The sequence below is a fragment of the Thauera butanivorans NBRC 103042 genome (assembly GCF_001591165.1).
GTDB lineage: Bacteria > Pseudomonadota > Gammaproteobacteria > Burkholderiales > Rhodocyclaceae > Thauera > Thauera butanivorans.
On the sequence record NZ_BCUG01000023.1, the window covers coordinates 47,242 to 61,818 of the forward strand.

General features: G+C 64.3%; 14 protein-coding genes, 1 tRNA gene and 1 pseudogene. 12 read left to right on the forward strand and 4 right to left on the reverse strand.

What is annotated here, in order from left to right:
* Nucleotides 1-60: 60 nt before the first annotated feature.
* On the reverse strand, nucleotides 61-1,137 hold the full coding sequence (locus TBU01S_RS11235; RefSeq protein ID WP_068636737.1) for a response regulator: 1,077 nt from the start codon (nucleotides 1,135-1,137) through the stop codon (nucleotides 61-63).
* Nucleotides 1,134-4,439 (reverse strand): PAS domain-containing hybrid sensor histidine kinase/response regulator, encoded by a 3,306-nt coding sequence (locus tag TBU01S_RS11240; RefSeq protein WP_169802966.1) that lies wholly within the window; start codon nucleotides 4,437-4,439, stop codon nucleotides 1,134-1,136. The genes TBU01S_RS11235 and TBU01S_RS11240 overlap by 4 nt, the downstream gene beginning before the upstream one ends.
* Before the next feature lie 230 nt (nucleotides 4,440-4,669).
* Here TBU01S_RS11240 and TBU01S_RS11245 point away from each other — a divergent pair, with 230 nt between their 5' ends.
* On the forward strand, nucleotides 4,670-6,661 hold the full coding sequence (locus TBU01S_RS11245; RefSeq protein ID WP_068636739.1) for a UvrD-helicase domain-containing protein: 1,992 nt from the start codon (nucleotides 4,670-4,672) through the stop codon (nucleotides 6,659-6,661).
* Nucleotides 6,662-6,755: 94 nt separating this feature from the next.
* Here the strand turns inward: TBU01S_RS11245 and TBU01S_RS11250 are convergent, their stop codons facing one another.
* Nucleotides 6,756-7,193, reverse strand: a complete 438-nt coding sequence (locus TBU01S_RS11250; protein WP_068636740.1) for a c-type cytochrome — start codon at nucleotides 7,191-7,193, stop codon at nucleotides 6,756-6,758.
* Between the two features lie 149 nt (nucleotides 7,194-7,342).
* Here TBU01S_RS11250 and TBU01S_RS11255 point away from each other — a divergent pair.
* Nucleotides 7,343-7,419: transfer RNA gene (locus tag TBU01S_RS11255), tRNA-Arg, on the forward strand.
* A 129-nt stretch (nucleotides 7,420-7,548) separates the two neighbouring features.
* Here the strand turns inward: TBU01S_RS11255 and TBU01S_RS25090 are convergent.
* Nucleotides 7,549-7,710 (reverse strand): annotated as a pseudogene (locus tag TBU01S_RS25090) (helix-turn-helix domain-containing protein); the annotation flags it as partial.
* 117 nt (nucleotides 7,711-7,827) lie between these two features.
* Between TBU01S_RS25090 and TBU01S_RS11260 the strand changes: the two are divergent.
* The 10 genes from TBU01S_RS11260 to TBU01S_RS11295 all read left to right on the forward strand — a co-directional run bounded on the left by TBU01S_RS11260 (nucleotide 7,828) and on the right by TBU01S_RS11295 (nucleotide 14,481).
* The gene (locus tag TBU01S_RS11260) at nucleotides 7,828-8,175 is read left to right on the forward strand and encodes a hypothetical protein (RefSeq protein ID WP_068636741.1); all 348 of its coding nucleotides are present in this window, start codon (nucleotides 7,828-7,830) and stop codon (nucleotides 8,173-8,175) included.
* A 256-nt stretch (nucleotides 8,176-8,431) separates the two neighbouring features.
* Nucleotides 8,432-9,496 carry a phage/plasmid replication protein, II/X family gene (locus tag TBU01S_RS11265; RefSeq protein WP_068636742.1) on the forward strand — a complete coding sequence of 355 codons (1,065 nt, stop codon included), beginning with the start codon at nucleotides 8,432-8,434 and terminating at the stop codon, nucleotides 9,494-9,496.
* A complete protein-coding gene (locus tag TBU01S_RS11270; protein WP_068636743.1) occupies nucleotides 9,496-9,735 on the forward strand; it encodes a hypothetical protein in 240 nt (79 codons plus the stop codon). The genes TBU01S_RS11265 and TBU01S_RS11270 overlap by 1 nt, the downstream gene beginning before the upstream one ends.
* The gene (locus TBU01S_RS23865) at nucleotides 9,732-9,959 is read left to right on the forward strand and encodes a hypothetical protein (RefSeq protein ID WP_157659129.1); all 228 of its coding nucleotides are present in this window, start codon (nucleotides 9,732-9,734) and stop codon (nucleotides 9,957-9,959) included. Before TBU01S_RS11270 ends, TBU01S_RS23865 begins: the two co-directional genes overlap by 4 nt.
* Complete coding sequence (locus TBU01S_RS24500) at nucleotides 9,956-10,081, forward strand: COX20 family protein (protein WP_217999603.1); 126 nt, start codon at nucleotides 9,956-9,958, stop codon at nucleotides 10,079-10,081. Before TBU01S_RS23865 ends, TBU01S_RS24500 begins: the two co-directional genes overlap by 4 nt.
* 1 nt (nucleotide 10,082) lies before the next feature.
* Nucleotides 10,083-10,340, forward strand: coding sequence for a hypothetical protein (locus TBU01S_RS11275; RefSeq protein ID WP_157659130.1), 258 nt, complete (start codon nucleotides 10,083-10,085; stop codon nucleotides 10,338-10,340).
* Nucleotides 10,341-10,506: 166 nt separating this feature from the next.
* Nucleotides 10,507-11,964, forward strand: coding sequence for a hypothetical protein (locus TBU01S_RS11280; RefSeq protein ID WP_157659131.1), 1,458 nt, complete (start codon nucleotides 10,507-10,509; stop codon nucleotides 11,962-11,964).
* Nucleotides 11,961-12,284: a DUF5455 family protein gene (locus tag TBU01S_RS11285; protein WP_068636746.1), complete on the forward strand. Its 324-nt coding sequence runs from the start codon at nucleotides 11,961-11,963 to the stop codon at nucleotides 12,282-12,284. Before TBU01S_RS11280 ends, TBU01S_RS11285 begins: the two co-directional genes overlap by 4 nt.
* On the forward strand, nucleotides 12,281-13,270 hold the full coding sequence (locus TBU01S_RS11290) for a zonular occludens toxin domain-containing protein (protein ID WP_068636747.1): 990 nt from the start codon (nucleotides 12,281-12,283) through the stop codon (nucleotides 13,268-13,270). Before TBU01S_RS11285 ends, TBU01S_RS11290 begins: the two co-directional genes overlap by 4 nt.
* Entirely contained in the window at nucleotides 13,267-14,481 is a 1,215-nt protein-coding gene (locus TBU01S_RS11295; RefSeq protein ID WP_068636748.1) for a type II secretion system protein GspD, read from the forward strand. Before TBU01S_RS11290 ends, TBU01S_RS11295 begins: the two co-directional genes overlap by 4 nt.
* The last annotated feature ends 96 nt before the right edge of the window (nucleotides 14,482-14,577 follow it).

A 14,577-nucleotide genomic window follows, 5' to 3' on the forward strand; every position in this document is an offset into this window, starting at 1 on the left:
GAGCATGGTGCGAGTGGATTGTCGGTGAGCAGGCGCCGGCTGTCACTCCCGCCGTTGCGCTCAGATGGGAATGTGCGGACCGGCTTCGGTGTCGTCCAGCTTGCCGTGGGAGTCGGCGAAGCGTTCGCGAATCCGGATCATTCGAGGCAGGGCACGGCGGAAAGGTTCGATCAGGCCGGGATCGAAGCGCGAACCCGCTCCCGCTTCGATGTAGGCCACGGCATCCTCTACGCTCCACGTCGGCTTGTAGGGACGGCCCGTCAGCAGGGCGTCGAAGACGTCGGCGATCGTGGCGATGCGGGCCAGCAGCGGAATCTCCTCGCCGGCCAGGCCGCGAGGGTAGCCGGAGCCGTCCCAGTGCTCGTGGTGACAGAGGGCGATCTCGCGCGCGGCAGCCAGCAGTTCGTCGCTGTGCGTGCCGATGATTTCCGCGCCGATTTCCGGGTGGCACATCATCATCGCCCACTCTTCCTCGTTCAGCGGTCCGTTCTTGAGCAGCACGGTGTCGCGGATGCCGATCTTGCCGATGTCGTGCATCGGCGAGGCGTGGTAGAGCGTCTGCACGACTTTTTCGTCCAGTCCTACCGCCTCGCCGATCAGGCGGCAGTAGTGGCTCATGCGGATGATGTGGTTGCCGGTTTCGCCGTCGCGGAATTCGGCCGCGCGGCCGAGCCGGTGGATGATCTGCTGGCGGGTGTTGAGCAGGTCGAGCGTGCGCGCGTGGATCTGGCGGGCGAGTTCGCGATTCTGGTCGTAGAGCGCGAGGTGGGTGCGGACACGGGCCAGCACGATGGCGGGGCTGACGGGCTTGGTGATGTAGTCGACGGCACCGAGCGCGAGGCCGTAGGCTTCGTCTTCGGTTTCGTTCAGCGCGGTGACGAAGATGACTGGGATGTCGCGGGTTTCCGGGCGTGCCTTCAGGCGCCGGCATACTTCGTGGCCGTCGATGTCCGGCATCCGGACGTCGAGCAGGATCAGATCCGGGTGCGGCGGCGTGGCGGCGATCTTCAGCGCCCGTTCGCCGCCGGGTGCGACACGGGTGCGATAGTGCGGCGAGAGAATGCGCCCGAGGATGTCGATGTTGTCCGGTACGTCATCGACCAGGAGAAGGGTGCTTCGCGGAGGGGCTTCGCTCATGGCTGGATGCTTTCGGGCGTGGGGGGCGGGTCGGCGAGAGCCGGGCAAGCCTGGCGCAGGGCGTCGAGGCAGTCGAGCGCTTCGTCGAAGCGGTACAGGGCAACGAGTTCGCGGAGTCGTTCGATGCGCTCCGGCTGCTCCAGGCTGTCGAGGGCGGCGGCGAGGGAGTCGAGGTGGCGGCCGCTCTCGCCGTCATCCGCGAGCAGCAGGTTTTCCAGTTGCTGCAGGCCGGCCCGGAGTGCGTCGAGCCAGGCAGGCGTTGCGGCGGCTGTCGTATCGGCGACGGTGCCGGCGGGCGCGTGGCGGGCGAGCGCTGCCCGGATGCCGCTGCCCAGTGTGGCGAGCGCGCCGGCCAGTCCGTGCAGGGCGGCCTCGGCGTCCTGGCCGTTGCGCAAGCGGCTGTCGATGTCGGCGGCGCGGGCGGCGAGGGCTTCCGCGCCGATGTTGCCGGCGAGGCCTTTCAGCGTATGGGCGATGCGCGCGGCGGTGTCCCTGTCGCCTGCGGCAAGCGCTTGCGAAATCCGCGCCGGGGCGTCGCACTGGGTGTCGCAGAAGCGGCGCAGCAAGGTGTGCAGCAGTTCGGCGTCGCCCCCGAGGCGCTGCAGCGCGGTGTCGAGTTGCAGGCCGGGAACGGCGGGCAGCGCGATGGTGTCGCTGCGGGGATCGGGCGTGCCGTCCGGCAGCGCCTGCTGGCGGGCGCGGGGCCCGATCCATTGATGCAGGCGGATGAACAGCTGCTGCACGTCGATCGGCTTGGAGATGTGATCGTTCATCCCTGCCGCCAGGCAGCGTTCCCGGTCGCCGCTCATGGCATTGGCCGTCATTGCGATGATCGGCAGCCGGGCGCAGTCTTCCATCGCGCGGATGCGGTGCGTGGCCTCGAAGCCGTCCATGACCGGCATCTGGCAGTCCATCAGCACGCCGTCGTATCGGCTGCGGGCGATCAGCGCCAGCGCCTCCGCACCGTTGTTGGCGACATCGACATGGATGCCGCTGCGGCCGAGGATGTCGACGCTCATCTCCTGGTTCATCGTGTTGTCCTCGACCAGCAGCAGACGGGCGCCGCGGAGCGCGCGCTGCGCTTCGAGAAAGTCGGCCTGCATCGCCTTCTTGCGCGGCTGGTGCGTGTCTGCTGCGCCGAAGGCGGCGAGAATGCAGTCGAGCAGCGTGGAAGGCGTGACCGGTTTCTCCAGCAGGCCGGCGACCGGCAGGTCGCCGAGGCGTGCGTGCAGTTCTTCCCGGCTGAAGGCGGTCACCATGACGAAGCAGGGCGTTTCGCCGATGCCGGGGTGGGCGCGGATCTGGCGGATGGCTTCGACGCCGCTGGTGCCGGGCATCATCCAGTCCATCAGCACCAGCCGGTAGGGCCGGCCCGCCGCACAGGCGCTTTCGAGCATCGCGATTGCGCCGGCGGCGTCGGCAGCGGTGTCGGCATCGAATTTCAGTGCATGGAGCATGCCTTGCAGGATGTCCCGCGCATTGGGGTTGTCGTCCACGACCAGCACGCGCATGCCGAGAATGTCCTCGCTGCCGATCTCGAGCCTGCGTTGCCGGTTCTGCAGACGGAACGGGGCACGGAAATGGAAGGTGCTGCCGATGCCCAGCTCGGAATCGACGCCGAGCTCGCCACCCATCAGCTCCACCAGACGCTTGCAGATCGCCAGCCCCAGGCCGGTGCCGCCGTACTTGCGCGAGGTGGATGAGTCGGCCTGGGTGAAGGCCTGGAACAGGTGCTGGCGCTGTTCCTCGTCGATGCCGATGCCGGTGTCGTGGACGGCGAAGCAGAGCCAGACGCTGTCGTCCAGGCTTCGTTCCCGGCGGATGGTGATGGTGATCTCGCCCTGCGTGGTGAACTTGAGCGCATTGCCCAGCAGGTTGTTGAGCACCTGGCCGAGCCGCAGCGGGTCGCCGCGCAGGCTGGTCGGCACGTCGACGCCGATGTCGAACAGCAGTTCCAGGCCGCGGTTCTGTGCTCTGGCGGTGCCGAGGGCGGCAAGATTGGCGAGCACGTCTTCGAGGAAGAAGTCGGTCTCCTCGAACTGCAGCTTGCCCGCTTCGATCTTCGAGAAATCGAGAATGTCGTTGATGATGCCGAGCAGGGTTGCCGAGGCCGCATGGATCTTCTCCAGGTAGTTGCGCTGGCGCGGGCTCAGCGGGCTGTCGAGGGCGAGGTGCGCCATGCCCATGATGACGTTCATCGGCGTGCGGATCTCGTGGCTCATGTTGGCGAGGAAATCGGACTTGAGCCGCGTCGCTTCCTCGGCCAGCAGCTTGGCCTCCACCTGAACCTGTTCCGCCTGCTTCTGTGCGCTGATGTCGATCAGCGCGCCCACCAGACCGGCAGTCCTGCCGTCGCTGCCGCGGTGGCCGCTCAGGCTGTAGAGCACGTCGTGCACCCTGCCGTCGGCGTAGGGCAGGCGCATTTCGGCAGTGAAGGTGCCGCCTTCGCGCAGCACGCGCTCGTTGGCTTCGTGGTAGGCCAGGCGGTCCTCGGCAGGTAGCTGCATGAACTGCAGCACGCTCTTGCCCAGCAGCGTTTCCCGCTCGATGCCGAATGAATCGAGGAAGGCCTGGTTGAAACCGAGGTAGCGGCCTTTGCCGTCCTTGAAGAACATCGGATGCGGCAGGGTGTTGAGCAGCGTGCGCTGGAAGGTGAGCTGGTCGGCAATGGTCTGCTCGTAGGCCTTGTGCTGGGTGACGTCGCGCACCGTGACGCAGGTGCAGGCCGGCCCGCCACCCTGGTCGGGCAAATGGGTGAGGCCAAGTTCGACGGGAAATTCACTGCCGTCGTGCCGGGCTGCGCGGAAGCTGCCGGCGGCCTTGCCGAGATGGAGGTGGCCGTCGGCACAAGCGTTGAAGCGCGCACGCATGGCGGCATGGCGCGGGCGGATGTCCGTGGGCACGAGCTCGTCGACGCCGAGGCCGACCAGGCTGCCGGCCGGATAGCCGAACAGCTCGTGTGCCTTCGGGTTGGCGATGATGATGGTGCCGCCGGCATCGACGATGAGCATGCCGTCCGGAGAAAACTCGATGATCTGGCGGTACCAGGTTTCGGTGTGGCCGGATTGTTCGCGCTCGGCATCGGTCCTGCAGGCGGCGCGGCGATGGAAAAACTGCATGGACGCTGCGAGCATGCCCATGCCGGCCAGGACCAGGACGATCGAACCGAGTACGCCGTACTGCCCGTGAGCGAGCAGGAAGCCCAGCAGCACGCTCGACGTGGCCGCCGTCAGCAGGATGGCCGGTCCTCCGGTGAATCTCGAGCGATCGGGCATGGGTTTCAATGTGGCGTTCTTGTCCATGACAAAGTATTGCGGGGCTGCGGCCATCCCGTATTTGCGCTTCAGGCATGCGCATGTTTCCGGCCGCTTCGCAATGAAGCTCGTTCGCGGATGAATGCCCAACGTGGGGAGTTTAGTGTGCCGGGGTCCTGCTTGCCATCCCCGGCGCCGGTCCGGCCGGGCGGCATCCCGTGCCCGTTCGGCTAGAATGGCCGGCCGCCGTGCCCTCGCCTCCTGCGCCTGCCGAATCGATGTCCGCTCTCCTCAACGCGCCGCAGCGCGAAGCAATCCGTTATCTCGACGGCCCCTGCCTGGTGCTGGCCGGCGCGGGCAGCGGCAAGACGCGGGTGATCACCCACAAGATCGCCCACCTGATCGACGAATGCGGGCTGAGCCCCGCCAACATCGCCGCGATCACCTTCACCAACAAGGCGGCGAAGGAAATGCAGGAGCGCGTCGCCCATCTGATGGGCGGGCGGGCGCCGAAGGGCCTGACCGTGTGCACCTTCCATGCGCTGGGCGTGCGCATCATCCGCCAGGAAGCCGTGCATTGCGGCCTGAAGCCGCAGTTCTCCATCCTCGATGCGTCCGACACGGTGCAGATCGTCGCCGACGTCGCCGGCGACAGCGACAAGGGCATCGCCAAGCAGATGCAGTGGCAGATCTCGTCGTGGAAGAACGCGATGATCACCCCCGAAGAGGCCGCGCAGCTTGCCGACAACGAGATCGCCTCGGTCGCGGCGAAGCTGTACAAGGAGTACGAACGCACCTTGCGCGCCTACCAGGCGGTGGATTTCGACGACCTGATCTCGCTGCCGGTGCGCCTGTTCGACGAGCACCCCGAAGTACGCGAGCGCTGGCAGAACAGGCTGCGCTATCTGTTGGTGGATGAATACCAGGACACCAACCGCGCCCAGTATCGGCTGCTGCGCCTGCTGTCGGGCGTGCGCGGCGCCTTCACCGCGGTGGGCGACGACGACCAGGCCATCTACGCCTGGCGCGGTGCCGACGTCGAGAACCTGCGGCTGCTGCAGCAGGACTACCCGAAGCTGAAAGTCATCAAGCTGGAGCAGAACTACCGCTCGTCGCGCCGCATCCTCGAAGCCGCCAACACCGTCATCGCCAACAACGAGAAGCTGTTCGAAAAGCGCCTGTGGTCCGAGCACGGCGTCGGCGAACAGATCGTCGTCACCAACTGCCGCGATGCCGAGCACGAGGCCGAATGGGTGGCGACCAAGCTGTCCGCGCACAAGTTCGAGAATCGCACCCGGTTCAAGGACTACGCCATCCTGTACCGCGGCAACCACCAGGCCCGCATCATCGAGCAACAGTTGCGCAACAACCGCATTCCCTACGTGATGTCGGGCGGGCAGAGCTTTTTCGACAAGGCCGAGATCCGCGACCTGATCGCCTGGCTGCGGCTGATGGTCAACGAGGACGACGACCTCGCCTTCATCCGTGCCATCACCACCCCGCGCCGTGGGGTCGGTGCTGCCACGCTGGAAGCGCTCGGTGCCTATGCCGGCCAGCGCCACGTCAGCCTGTTCGCCGCGGTGTTCGAGGAAGGGCTGACCCAGCACCTGAACGCCAAGCAGCTCGGCGGCGTGCAGGAATTCGCCGGCTTCATCAACCGCCTGCAGTACCGCGCGCCGCGCGAGCCCGCCGCGCAACTGCTGGAAGACCTGCTCGGCGCGATCGGCTACGAAGCTTGGCTGTTCGAGCACTGCGACACGCGCGAGGCGGAATCCAAGTGGAACAACGTGCGCGATTTCGTCGGCTGGCTGGGCAGGAAGGGCGAGGAAGACGGCAAGAACCTGATCGAGCTGACCCAGACCATCGCGCTGATGTCCATGCTCGACAAGGAAGACCCGGATTTCGACGGCGTGCAACTGGCCACGCTGCACGCCTCAAAGGGCCTGGAGTTTCCGCATGTGTTCCTGATCGGCGTCGAGGAAGGCCTGCTGCCGCACCAGAGCAGCATCGACGAGGACAAGATCGAGGAAGAGCGCCGGCTGATGTACGTCGGCATCACCCGCGCCCAGCGCAGCCTCAACGTCACCTGGTGCGAGCGGCGCAAGTCCGGCCGCGAATTCCGCCCCTGCGAGCCGAGCCGCTTCATCGCTGAGATGGGCGGCGATGTCCGCATCAACGACCGCAAGACCGCGGCACCGGTATCGAAGGAGGAAGGCCAGGCGCGACTGGCCAGTCTGCGGGCGATGTTCGAGTCGCGGGCGAAGGACTGAGGGCGGGCAGCACGGCCCATGGCAGACACGAAAAAGGCAGCCGAAGCTGCCTTTCCGGAGTGCCTGCTGCCCTGACGGGCAGCACAAGCGAAACTTACTCGACCGGGGGTTCGGTGTAGCTCGCACCGGCGCTGTTGGCCAGGAAGGCCACCGCGCGCTTCACTTCGGTGTCGGTCAGGTCGCTGCCGCCGCCGCGCGGGGGCATCGCACCCTTGCCGGCGATGGCCGAAGCGGTCAGGCCGTCGAGGCCCATTGCCAGGCGGGAACCCCAGTCGCCCGCATCGCCGGTCTTCGGCGCACCGACCAGGCCGGCTTCGTGGCAGGCGGCACAGGTGGCCTTGTAGATCTGCTCGCCAGTGCGGGAGCCCGGTGCGATCTTGACGGCCTGGATCTCGACCCGTGCGACGGGCTGGATCAGGGTGGCGGTCAGCTCGGGGTCGACCGAACTCTGATTGCCACAGCCGGCCAGCCCGGCGGCTGCGATCATGGCGACAGGCATTGCGAAGCGGGTGAGAGCGCGATGGTTCGACATGCTCGGGTCCTTTGACTTGTGTTATGGCGCAAGGCGAAAGCACGAATTATAGCCATGTAAAAACCATCGTGGCAGCGCGGCATGGACTTCGCGGACAAACACGGCTATGCTTGCGACCCTTGTGCGGGTAGCGATCCGCGCAAGCCCCCGCGCCCGTAGCTCAGCTGGATAGAGTACTGCCCTCCGAAGGCAGGGGTCGGACGTTCGAATCGTCTCGGGCGCGCCATATTCCAAGCGGTCCTCCAGTTCTCTGGCGGGCCGCTTTTGCTTTGTGCTCCCAGAACGCGCGCTTGGCCGCGTCCTTCTCCCGCTCGGCGTTCGCCTGGGCGATGACGGTCATCTCATCGATACCGAGCAATTCCGCCAGACGGGCGGCGGTGTAGTCGTCGATTACCCGTTCCCCTTGGTCGTATCGCGTAAGAGCTGCTCGGCTCAATCCGAGCGCGCGCGCCAGTTCGGCGTTCGTTTCGGCTTCTAGCTTTCTCTTCGCTGCCTTCAGGTAGTCCTGTGTGTTCATGGTTCTCTCCGTCGGAACGGGTGGAACATATCGGTGCTGTTACCGCTTGACAACACTGTTACCAGATGGTTACGTTTGCGCCGCTGTTACTTGAAACCGTTGTCATAGGGGAACGTCATGAGTGCAAACGCAGCAGCATCAGTAGCGGAACTGCCCGCATCGGCCAAGTCGGCCACCCGGCTCGGAGAGGCCACCATCAAGGGACGTCTGCAGCTTTACCGCCGCCCGCAAGGCAACAGCCAGTTCTGGGAAAACCTCATCATCCTGCCGGCGCCGGACGAGTACTCATCGCCGGCCACGGTGCTCGTGCTCGCCTCGCGTCGCCTGGGCGAGCGCGACGACGATGTGACGGTGCGCGTGCGCATCGGCGGCTACCGCCGCAGCTACAACAGCACCGACCGCGAGACGGGCGAGATTCGCAACGTCCAGACCGCCGACGTGAAGCTGTTCGCTCTCGAGGACTGAGCGATGGCGACAGCGGCCCTTCACCTGGTCGTCGATCTGTCGCCATTCGGCGGCAGGTCGGCGCCGGTTTCTTGCGGTGCCGAGTCTTTTTCCGTCGTTTCACGATGTGGGATGGCGGAGGGGGTTTCGAGTCCGGGTCCGTATGTAACACCCGGACTTTGTGCACCAGGGTGCACTTTTGGCGTCTTGGGGGGTGCCGGACTTTGTCTAACGGGTTGGACTGACAGCCTTCAAATGAGTCCATCGGAGTAATCAAATGATCCTCCGAAACCTCCTCATCGACTGGCTCACCCTCCGCATCCCGCTGACGCATTCGCGGCTGTCGAAGGTGGTCCATGACCGCATCCGCGACTGCCTCGGGAGCCTGCACCACACCGATTCGAACGGAGAGCTTGTCTGGTCGAAGCACGTTCTCGACATCGACAAGCTGCGTTCCGACTCGGTGGGCCTGTTCTGGCAGGTCAAGGGCGACGGCCGGGAAACCTATCTCGTCATCGGCGGTTCGCCGGCTTCGCTCGAACACGGCATCAACGTGTTCGGCTCGCTCGACATCCGCCACGCCGCGACCGTGATGATCCGCGCCGCGATGCGCGAGTTTCACGCCGTGCTGCCGCCGCTTGAACAGTGGCAGTGCCAGCGCATCGACATCACCGGCAACTACGGCCTGCCGGATTACGAGTCGGTCAAGTCCGCCTTGCGCATGCTGCTGTTGTCGGATGGATCGCGGCGTAAGCCCGGATCGAAGCGTGACGCCGATTCCGTGTATTGGAACGCCTCCAGCGATCTGGTGAAAGGGAAGGCGTACCACAAGGGGCCGCAGCTTCGGAAGCTGGCCAAGGAAGGCAAGGTCAAGGCATCCGATCACCAGCTCGATGCCGCCGACCGGCTATTGCGCCTCGAATGCACCAAGGGCGCGCGCTGGTTCCGGCGCCAGCGCGAGGCGGGCGGCAAATGGTGGCAAATGACGGCATTTCAACTCTGGGAAGAATACAAGGCGTTTTTCGGGAAATTGGTTCAGGGCGTGGAGGTCAAGGAAATGAACAGAATGGAAATGGTCACGAAGATGATGGAAGTCAATCGCATCACCGAGGGCAGGGCGGAAGCGGCTTTTACGACGTTGCGCAATATCCGTGAGGATGGTTTCGATGTGGTCAAGGGCTATATGACTAAACGAACGTTCTACCTCCATCTGAAACACCTCCGCGCCATCGGCGTTACCGATGCCGACATGCACACCGCCAAGATTCTGCCGATTCGCCCGGTCAAGATCGTCCTGGCGCAGCCGGTCGGCAGTTGGGATGAACTGCGGCGGGTGGCGTGATGAAAGAATCTCAACGGCGGGATTTTCGTCATGGTGACGATAAATCGGCACACCTGCAGATGCTGGCGTGCCTGCGCGAAGTGCTGCGTGCCCACGTTGAGTACAACGCCTATGCGGCGGAGCAGGCGGAAGTCTTTCGCAACTCGAAAGACTGCCATTACAGCGAGCGGGCCGGCGCTTTCTCTCTGGCGTTGGCGTTGCTCGATGGCGTCATCGACCACTATCGGGATATGCCGTGATCGTCTGCATTCCTTCTTCCAATCCTGACGCACCGGGCATCGGCGGATGTGCCTGGGGACATCAGCCGGTCTATGTCGGCACCGACACGGCAGGCTTTCAGCCGCTCACGCTATTGGAATGCACCGGCTTCCTCTGCGATATGGCCGTTCAGGACGTGGCATTCGCGGCCCTTGTCGTCGTCGCATTCTCAATCGGCTTTGCAGCGGGGTTCATGCGGCGATGACGGATATACAAGTTTTGATCGGGTATGGTTTTTCGGCCCTCCTGCTCGGTTTTGGCGCCGGCTTCATCACCGGCGGCATTGTTTCACTCATCAAGGGCCTACTTTCTCCAGAAGGTGATTGACATGGAAAGCAAAATGAAGCGGGTTATCGGAATTTCCTCGGGTGCGGCTGTGGCCGTCCTCGGCCTGGTCGGCGAAGCTTCCGCCGCATCGGTTATCGATGCCGGTATGAAGACTGCGCTCGAAGCGGGTTTCACTGACTTGGTCGATACCGTCAAGGATGTGATCTCCACTTCGTGGCCCTTCATCCTTGGCGCTACCGTGTTGCTGGCCGCGCCGGGACTGGTCCAGCGCATGATCTCGAAGGCGACCGGCCGCTAATCGCGCCAGTGCAGGAAAGGGGCTTCGGCCCCTTTTTTGCGCATTCCGTCAATGCCATTTGATTGAGGTAAAAAATGGGAAACCACGATTTCCGGCTCGCGATCGCTACCGGCCTGCTGGTCGGGTCCGTCTTGGCCATTCTCGGCCGTATGCTCGGGTGGCTGTGATGCGCCGCGTGATAGTGCTGGGCGCGCTCTTGGCCGCACTCGTGCCTGGTCTCGTTTTTGCGCTCTTTCCGATCGCGCTCCTGCCTGGTGTGGCTCTCGTGTTTGAAAGTGGCACCTTGGCGGCTTCTTACGCTGCGGCCATTGCGCTCGTTGGCTCTGCGATCGCTTGGTTGCATTTCCAGCCATCACCGCCGCCGCCTTCTGCTTTGCCGTCCCGGAAAGTCTCCGTGCGTTTCGATCAAAGCGAGGTTGTGATCGTTCCGCCTGGTTCGTACAGTTCCGAATACTCGCCGGGCCAAATCCAGATATTGCCTAATTACGCGGTGCCGGCCAGTCCATCGGCTGTTACGTCGTGGGCGAATAACACGCAATATCAAGGCTCGGAAAGTCAGTTGCGCAACGTCTTTAGATGCACCGTCGGACAAGGTTGTACGGAGAACGTCGGAACACGTTTGCGGAATGAGCGCGACTGGGTTCATGAGTCGGCCGGCCGCTATCTCATGTTCACGTTCAATAGCACCGTCGTCAAAATCGATCCGCACAATGTTGCAAGTATCGATGGCGCCTCGCTGCCGGAGTTCGGCGGCTGCCCGCCTGGTTACGGTTATTTCAATGGCGGCTCGCAATCGTGCGAGGAACCAAATCCCGATGATGGGCGAATCGCGCAGCAATCCGACGGCGTGTGTGCCTATATCTACGACGCCGATGGAAAGCGCCTTGCCATCGATCCAGCCAATTACCTGGAGCATGGAGCGGGAATCGGTCAGCACACCTATCTGACGGACCCGGATTGCTATGGCCGGCCTCAGACTGTCACAAAGCTGGAAATGGGGCAGGGCGATCACACCGCCACCGTCGAGGTTCTGCCCTCTGGTTTCGTTGCCGTCACGGAAAACAAAACCGATTCCGATAATCGCGTCATCACGACCGGCTATTCCATCAGGCCGGACGGTGCCGATATGAAACTCGACGGCGGAACGTACAACAACGTACTCGATCCCGGAACCGGCCCCGGCGACGGCGGAGCCGGCGACGGGGACGGGACCGGGAATGGCTCTGGTGGAAACTCGGGCGGAACATGCGGCGGAACAGGTCAGCCAGCATGCAAAATCGATGATTCCGGTTTCGCTGGTGCCGATGCCGGCACCGGACTGGATGATGCGCTCTCCGCCATTGATGCCCGCTCGGATGCGTTGGGGGACTTCGCCGATTCGGATATCGGCGTCGGCTGGGACTGGTTGCCGTCACTGATGCCTGGTGTGCAGCTTGAATGCACCGCGCTGGTATTCGAACCGGCGATCACACACGGCCCGGCGGCGGGTCTGGGCGGTTCATACGAGCTCGACATCTGCGACAAGCTCGGCACCGTGCGCGAAATCATCGGCTGGCTGTTCGGCCTCTTCACCGTCTTCTACGTCTGGCGCAAGTTCGCCAATTCCAACGGGGGCATGTCATGACCTACCTGGCGCAGTTCCTCATTTCCATCTTCGGCGGTCTCTTTACCTGGCTCGCTCAATACTTCACCCGCAAGACCGCGATGGCCTTGACGCTGGTCGCGACCGGCCTGGCGATGACCACGACCTTCTATCTGTCGATCAAGCTGCTGGTGACTGGCGTCGTCGGCGCGATCTCGAACCAATACCTGCTCATGGGCTTCTGGGCCTTGTGGCCTGATAACGCCGATGTCTGCATCGCCGCCTGCCTGTCGGCCGACGTGGGCGCGTTCGTGTATCGCTACAAGATGAAGATGATGCAGATGATCACGGCTTCGTCATGACCGAGGCGGTTTTGCTGTCCGGCAAGCGAGGCGCCGGCAAATCCATCACCGCCTGCCGGCTCATGGCGGACTATGTGCGCCAGGGCCGGCCGGTTGCCACGAACATGGACATCCGCCTCGACAAGATGGCGCGGCCCTGGTCGCGTCTCGTGTGCTGGCGCCTGCCGGATCACCCGACGGCGGCGGACTTCGAGCTGTTGCCGCCGGGCAATCCGAATCCTGTCGATGAAGGCCGTAACGGCCTGATCGTGCTCGATGAGGTCGGTACCTTCCTGAACTCGCGCGACTGGCAGGCCAAGGATCGCAAGTTGCTGATTTCCTGGCTGCTGCACTCGCGCAAGTTCGGCTGGGATTTGATCCTGATCGCCCAGCATCCGCGCCTGGTCGATGCCCAGATTCGGGATGCGCTGTGCGACGTGCATGCCAGCGCCAAGCGTGCGGACAAGCTCACGGTGCCGGTGGTCGGCGCGGTGGCGAAGTTCATCACCGGCAAGCCGCTCAAGCTGCCGCGCGCCCACGTCGTCACCTTCCGCTACGGCTTCCTGCCGCAAGCGCCGGTCATGCACGTGCTGTGGTTCTCCGGCACGGAATACGGCGCCATGTACGACTCGCTGCAGAAGATCAGCGCCGAAGGGCAGCAAGGCGTCTCCAGCTACCTGCCCGCCTGGCACCTGAAGGGAAGGCATATGAAAAAAATCGAGATGTACCGGGGCGTGGCGCTGTCGGCCTTCGTCCTCGGGGCGATGGTCGGCGTGCTCGGCGGCTTCATGGCGTCCTGGCTGTCGGACGGCGATCCGGCGCCCGCCGCTGCCGTCCAGTCGGAAAGGATCGAGGCCTCGGTGCACGTCAATGGGGTGATTTCGTCGGCCAGCGGGATGGCCGTATCGTTGTCGGATGGCCGTATCGCGCCGGTCGAAGCCTCGCGTTTCGATCCGTCTGGCGTGCTCTATCAAGTGGGGGGCGTATGGTTTCGCGAAAGAAAATGATCGCCGGCATGGCCTGCCTGGCCTTCGCGCACTCGGCGTTCGCCGTGTCCTTCCAGTTCCGCGACCTGCCCTTGCCGCAGTTCGTGCATGCCGTGTTCGGCCAGGTGCTCAAGCGCGATTACGTCATGGCGCCATCGGTGTCACAGTCCTCGCAACTGGTGACGCTCGCGGTATCCGACATCGACGACGCCAAGGCGGTGGCGCTGCTGTCGTCTGTCTTCGAGGCGCACGGCGTGGCGTTGATCGAGCGGCAAGGCGTGATTTTCCTGGAACAGCGAGGCGCAGCGCCGGCCGCTGGCGGCGCCGTGGCCGACGTGGCGCCGGTCATTACCTCTGCCGCGGAGGTGTCGCCGCTGCCTGTGCTGGCCTTCGATACCGCTGCCGCGGTCGAGGTCTGGCGACCGCGTTACCGCTCGGCCGACTTCCTCGCGGTCGTGGCTCGCTTCGCCGGCGCTTCGGTGCTGCAGGCCGATGGCCTGATGCTCGATTCCGTCGTGTATTCGGTGCCAGAGGCGTTGCGCGACCGCGTCGCCGATGCGCTCCGGGCGGCCGACGTTGCGCCGATGGCGGTCCGCCTGCGGGCGGCCATGATCGAGGTCACGACCTCCGATGACCGCTCGATGTCGCTGACGGGCGTGCTCAATCTGCTGTCAGGCAAGCTTGGCGTGAGCTTTGGCGCGACCTCGGTCTCCGGTGGCGCCTCGATCTCGTTCAGGAACGTGAGCATTGATGCCATCCTTGCGGCGGTCGAAGGCGACTCCCGCTTCCGCTACGTCGCCGAACCTTCCTTGCGCGTGCTCGATGGCCAGATCGCGCGCCTGATGGTCGGCTCGGAAGTGCCGGTGCGTGGATCCACCGTCGTCGATCGCTCGGGCAATCCGGTGCAGGCGGTGGAATACCGCTCTGCCGGCGTACAGCTCACGGTCGAGCCGCGCATTTTCGAGGAACTGATCGTGGCCAAGGTCTCGCAGGAAATCAGTTCTTTTGCCGTCACCACCACCAGCGGCATCGACTCGCCGACGATGATGAAGCGCTCGGCCTCGACCGTGATCGATCTGCGTCCCGGTGAAGTCGTGGCGCTGGCCGGTCTCGACGAAACGCGCGAAACCTCGACCCGCTCGGGCCTGTCCTGGCTCCCGTTCGACTTCTCGCGCTCGGGCTCGAATGCCCGATCTCAAATTCTGCTGTTCCTGCAGGCGGAAGCAAGCTGATGGAGAAAGCAAAAGGCCCGGAACCGGGCCTTTTTGGTGACAGGTGGTGACGTTGGAACGCTGGCGCCGGCTCGGCCGACGTGGGCGCTGTCACCA

Bases quoted from the DNA above. Each gene is read 5' to 3' on its own strand.
- TBU01S_RS11260 (WP_068636741.1), top strand. From the start codon at position 7,828: ATGAGTGCAAACGCAGCAGCATCAGTAGCGGAACTGCCCGCATCGGCC.
- TBU01S_RS11265 (WP_068636742.1), top strand. From the start codon at position 8,432: ATGATCCTCCGAAACCTCCTCATCGACTGGCTCACCCTCCGCATCCCG.
- TBU01S_RS11275 (WP_157659130.1), top strand. From the start codon at position 10,083: ATGGAAAGCAAAATGAAGCGGGTTATCGGAATTTCCTCGGGTGCGGCT.
- TBU01S_RS11250 (WP_068636740.1), bottom strand. From the start codon at position 7,193: ATGTCGAACCATCGCGCTCTCACCCGCTTCGCAATGCCTGTCGCCATG.
- TBU01S_RS11235 (WP_068636737.1), bottom strand. From the start codon at position 1,137: ATGAGCGAAGCCCCTCCGCGAAGCACCCTTCTCCTGGTCGATGACGTA.
- TBU01S_RS24500 (WP_217999603.1), top strand. From the start codon at position 9,956: ATGACGGATATACAAGTTTTGATCGGGTATGGTTTTTCGGCCCTCCTG.
- TBU01S_RS11280 (WP_157659131.1), top strand. From the start codon at position 10,507: ATGCGCCGCGTGATAGTGCTGGGCGCGCTCTTGGCCGCACTCGTGCCT.
- TBU01S_RS11290 (WP_068636747.1), top strand. From the start codon at position 12,281: ATGACCGAGGCGGTTTTGCTGTCCGGCAAGCGAGGCGCCGGCAAATCC.
- TBU01S_RS11270 (WP_068636743.1), top strand. From the start codon at position 9,496: ATGAAAGAATCTCAACGGCGGGATTTTCGTCATGGTGACGATAAATCG.
- TBU01S_RS11245 (WP_068636739.1), top strand. From the start codon at position 4,670: ATGTCCGCTCTCCTCAACGCGCCGCAGCGCGAAGCAATCCGTTATCTC.
- TBU01S_RS11240 (WP_169802966.1), bottom strand. From the start codon at position 4,439: ATGGACAAGAACGCCACATTGAAACCCATGCCCGATCGCTCGAGATTC.
- TBU01S_RS11295 (WP_068636748.1), top strand. From the start codon at position 13,267: ATGATCGCCGGCATGGCCTGCCTGGCCTTCGCGCACTCGGCGTTCGCC.
- TBU01S_RS11285 (WP_068636746.1), top strand. From the start codon at position 11,961: ATGACCTACCTGGCGCAGTTCCTCATTTCCATCTTCGGCGGTCTCTTT.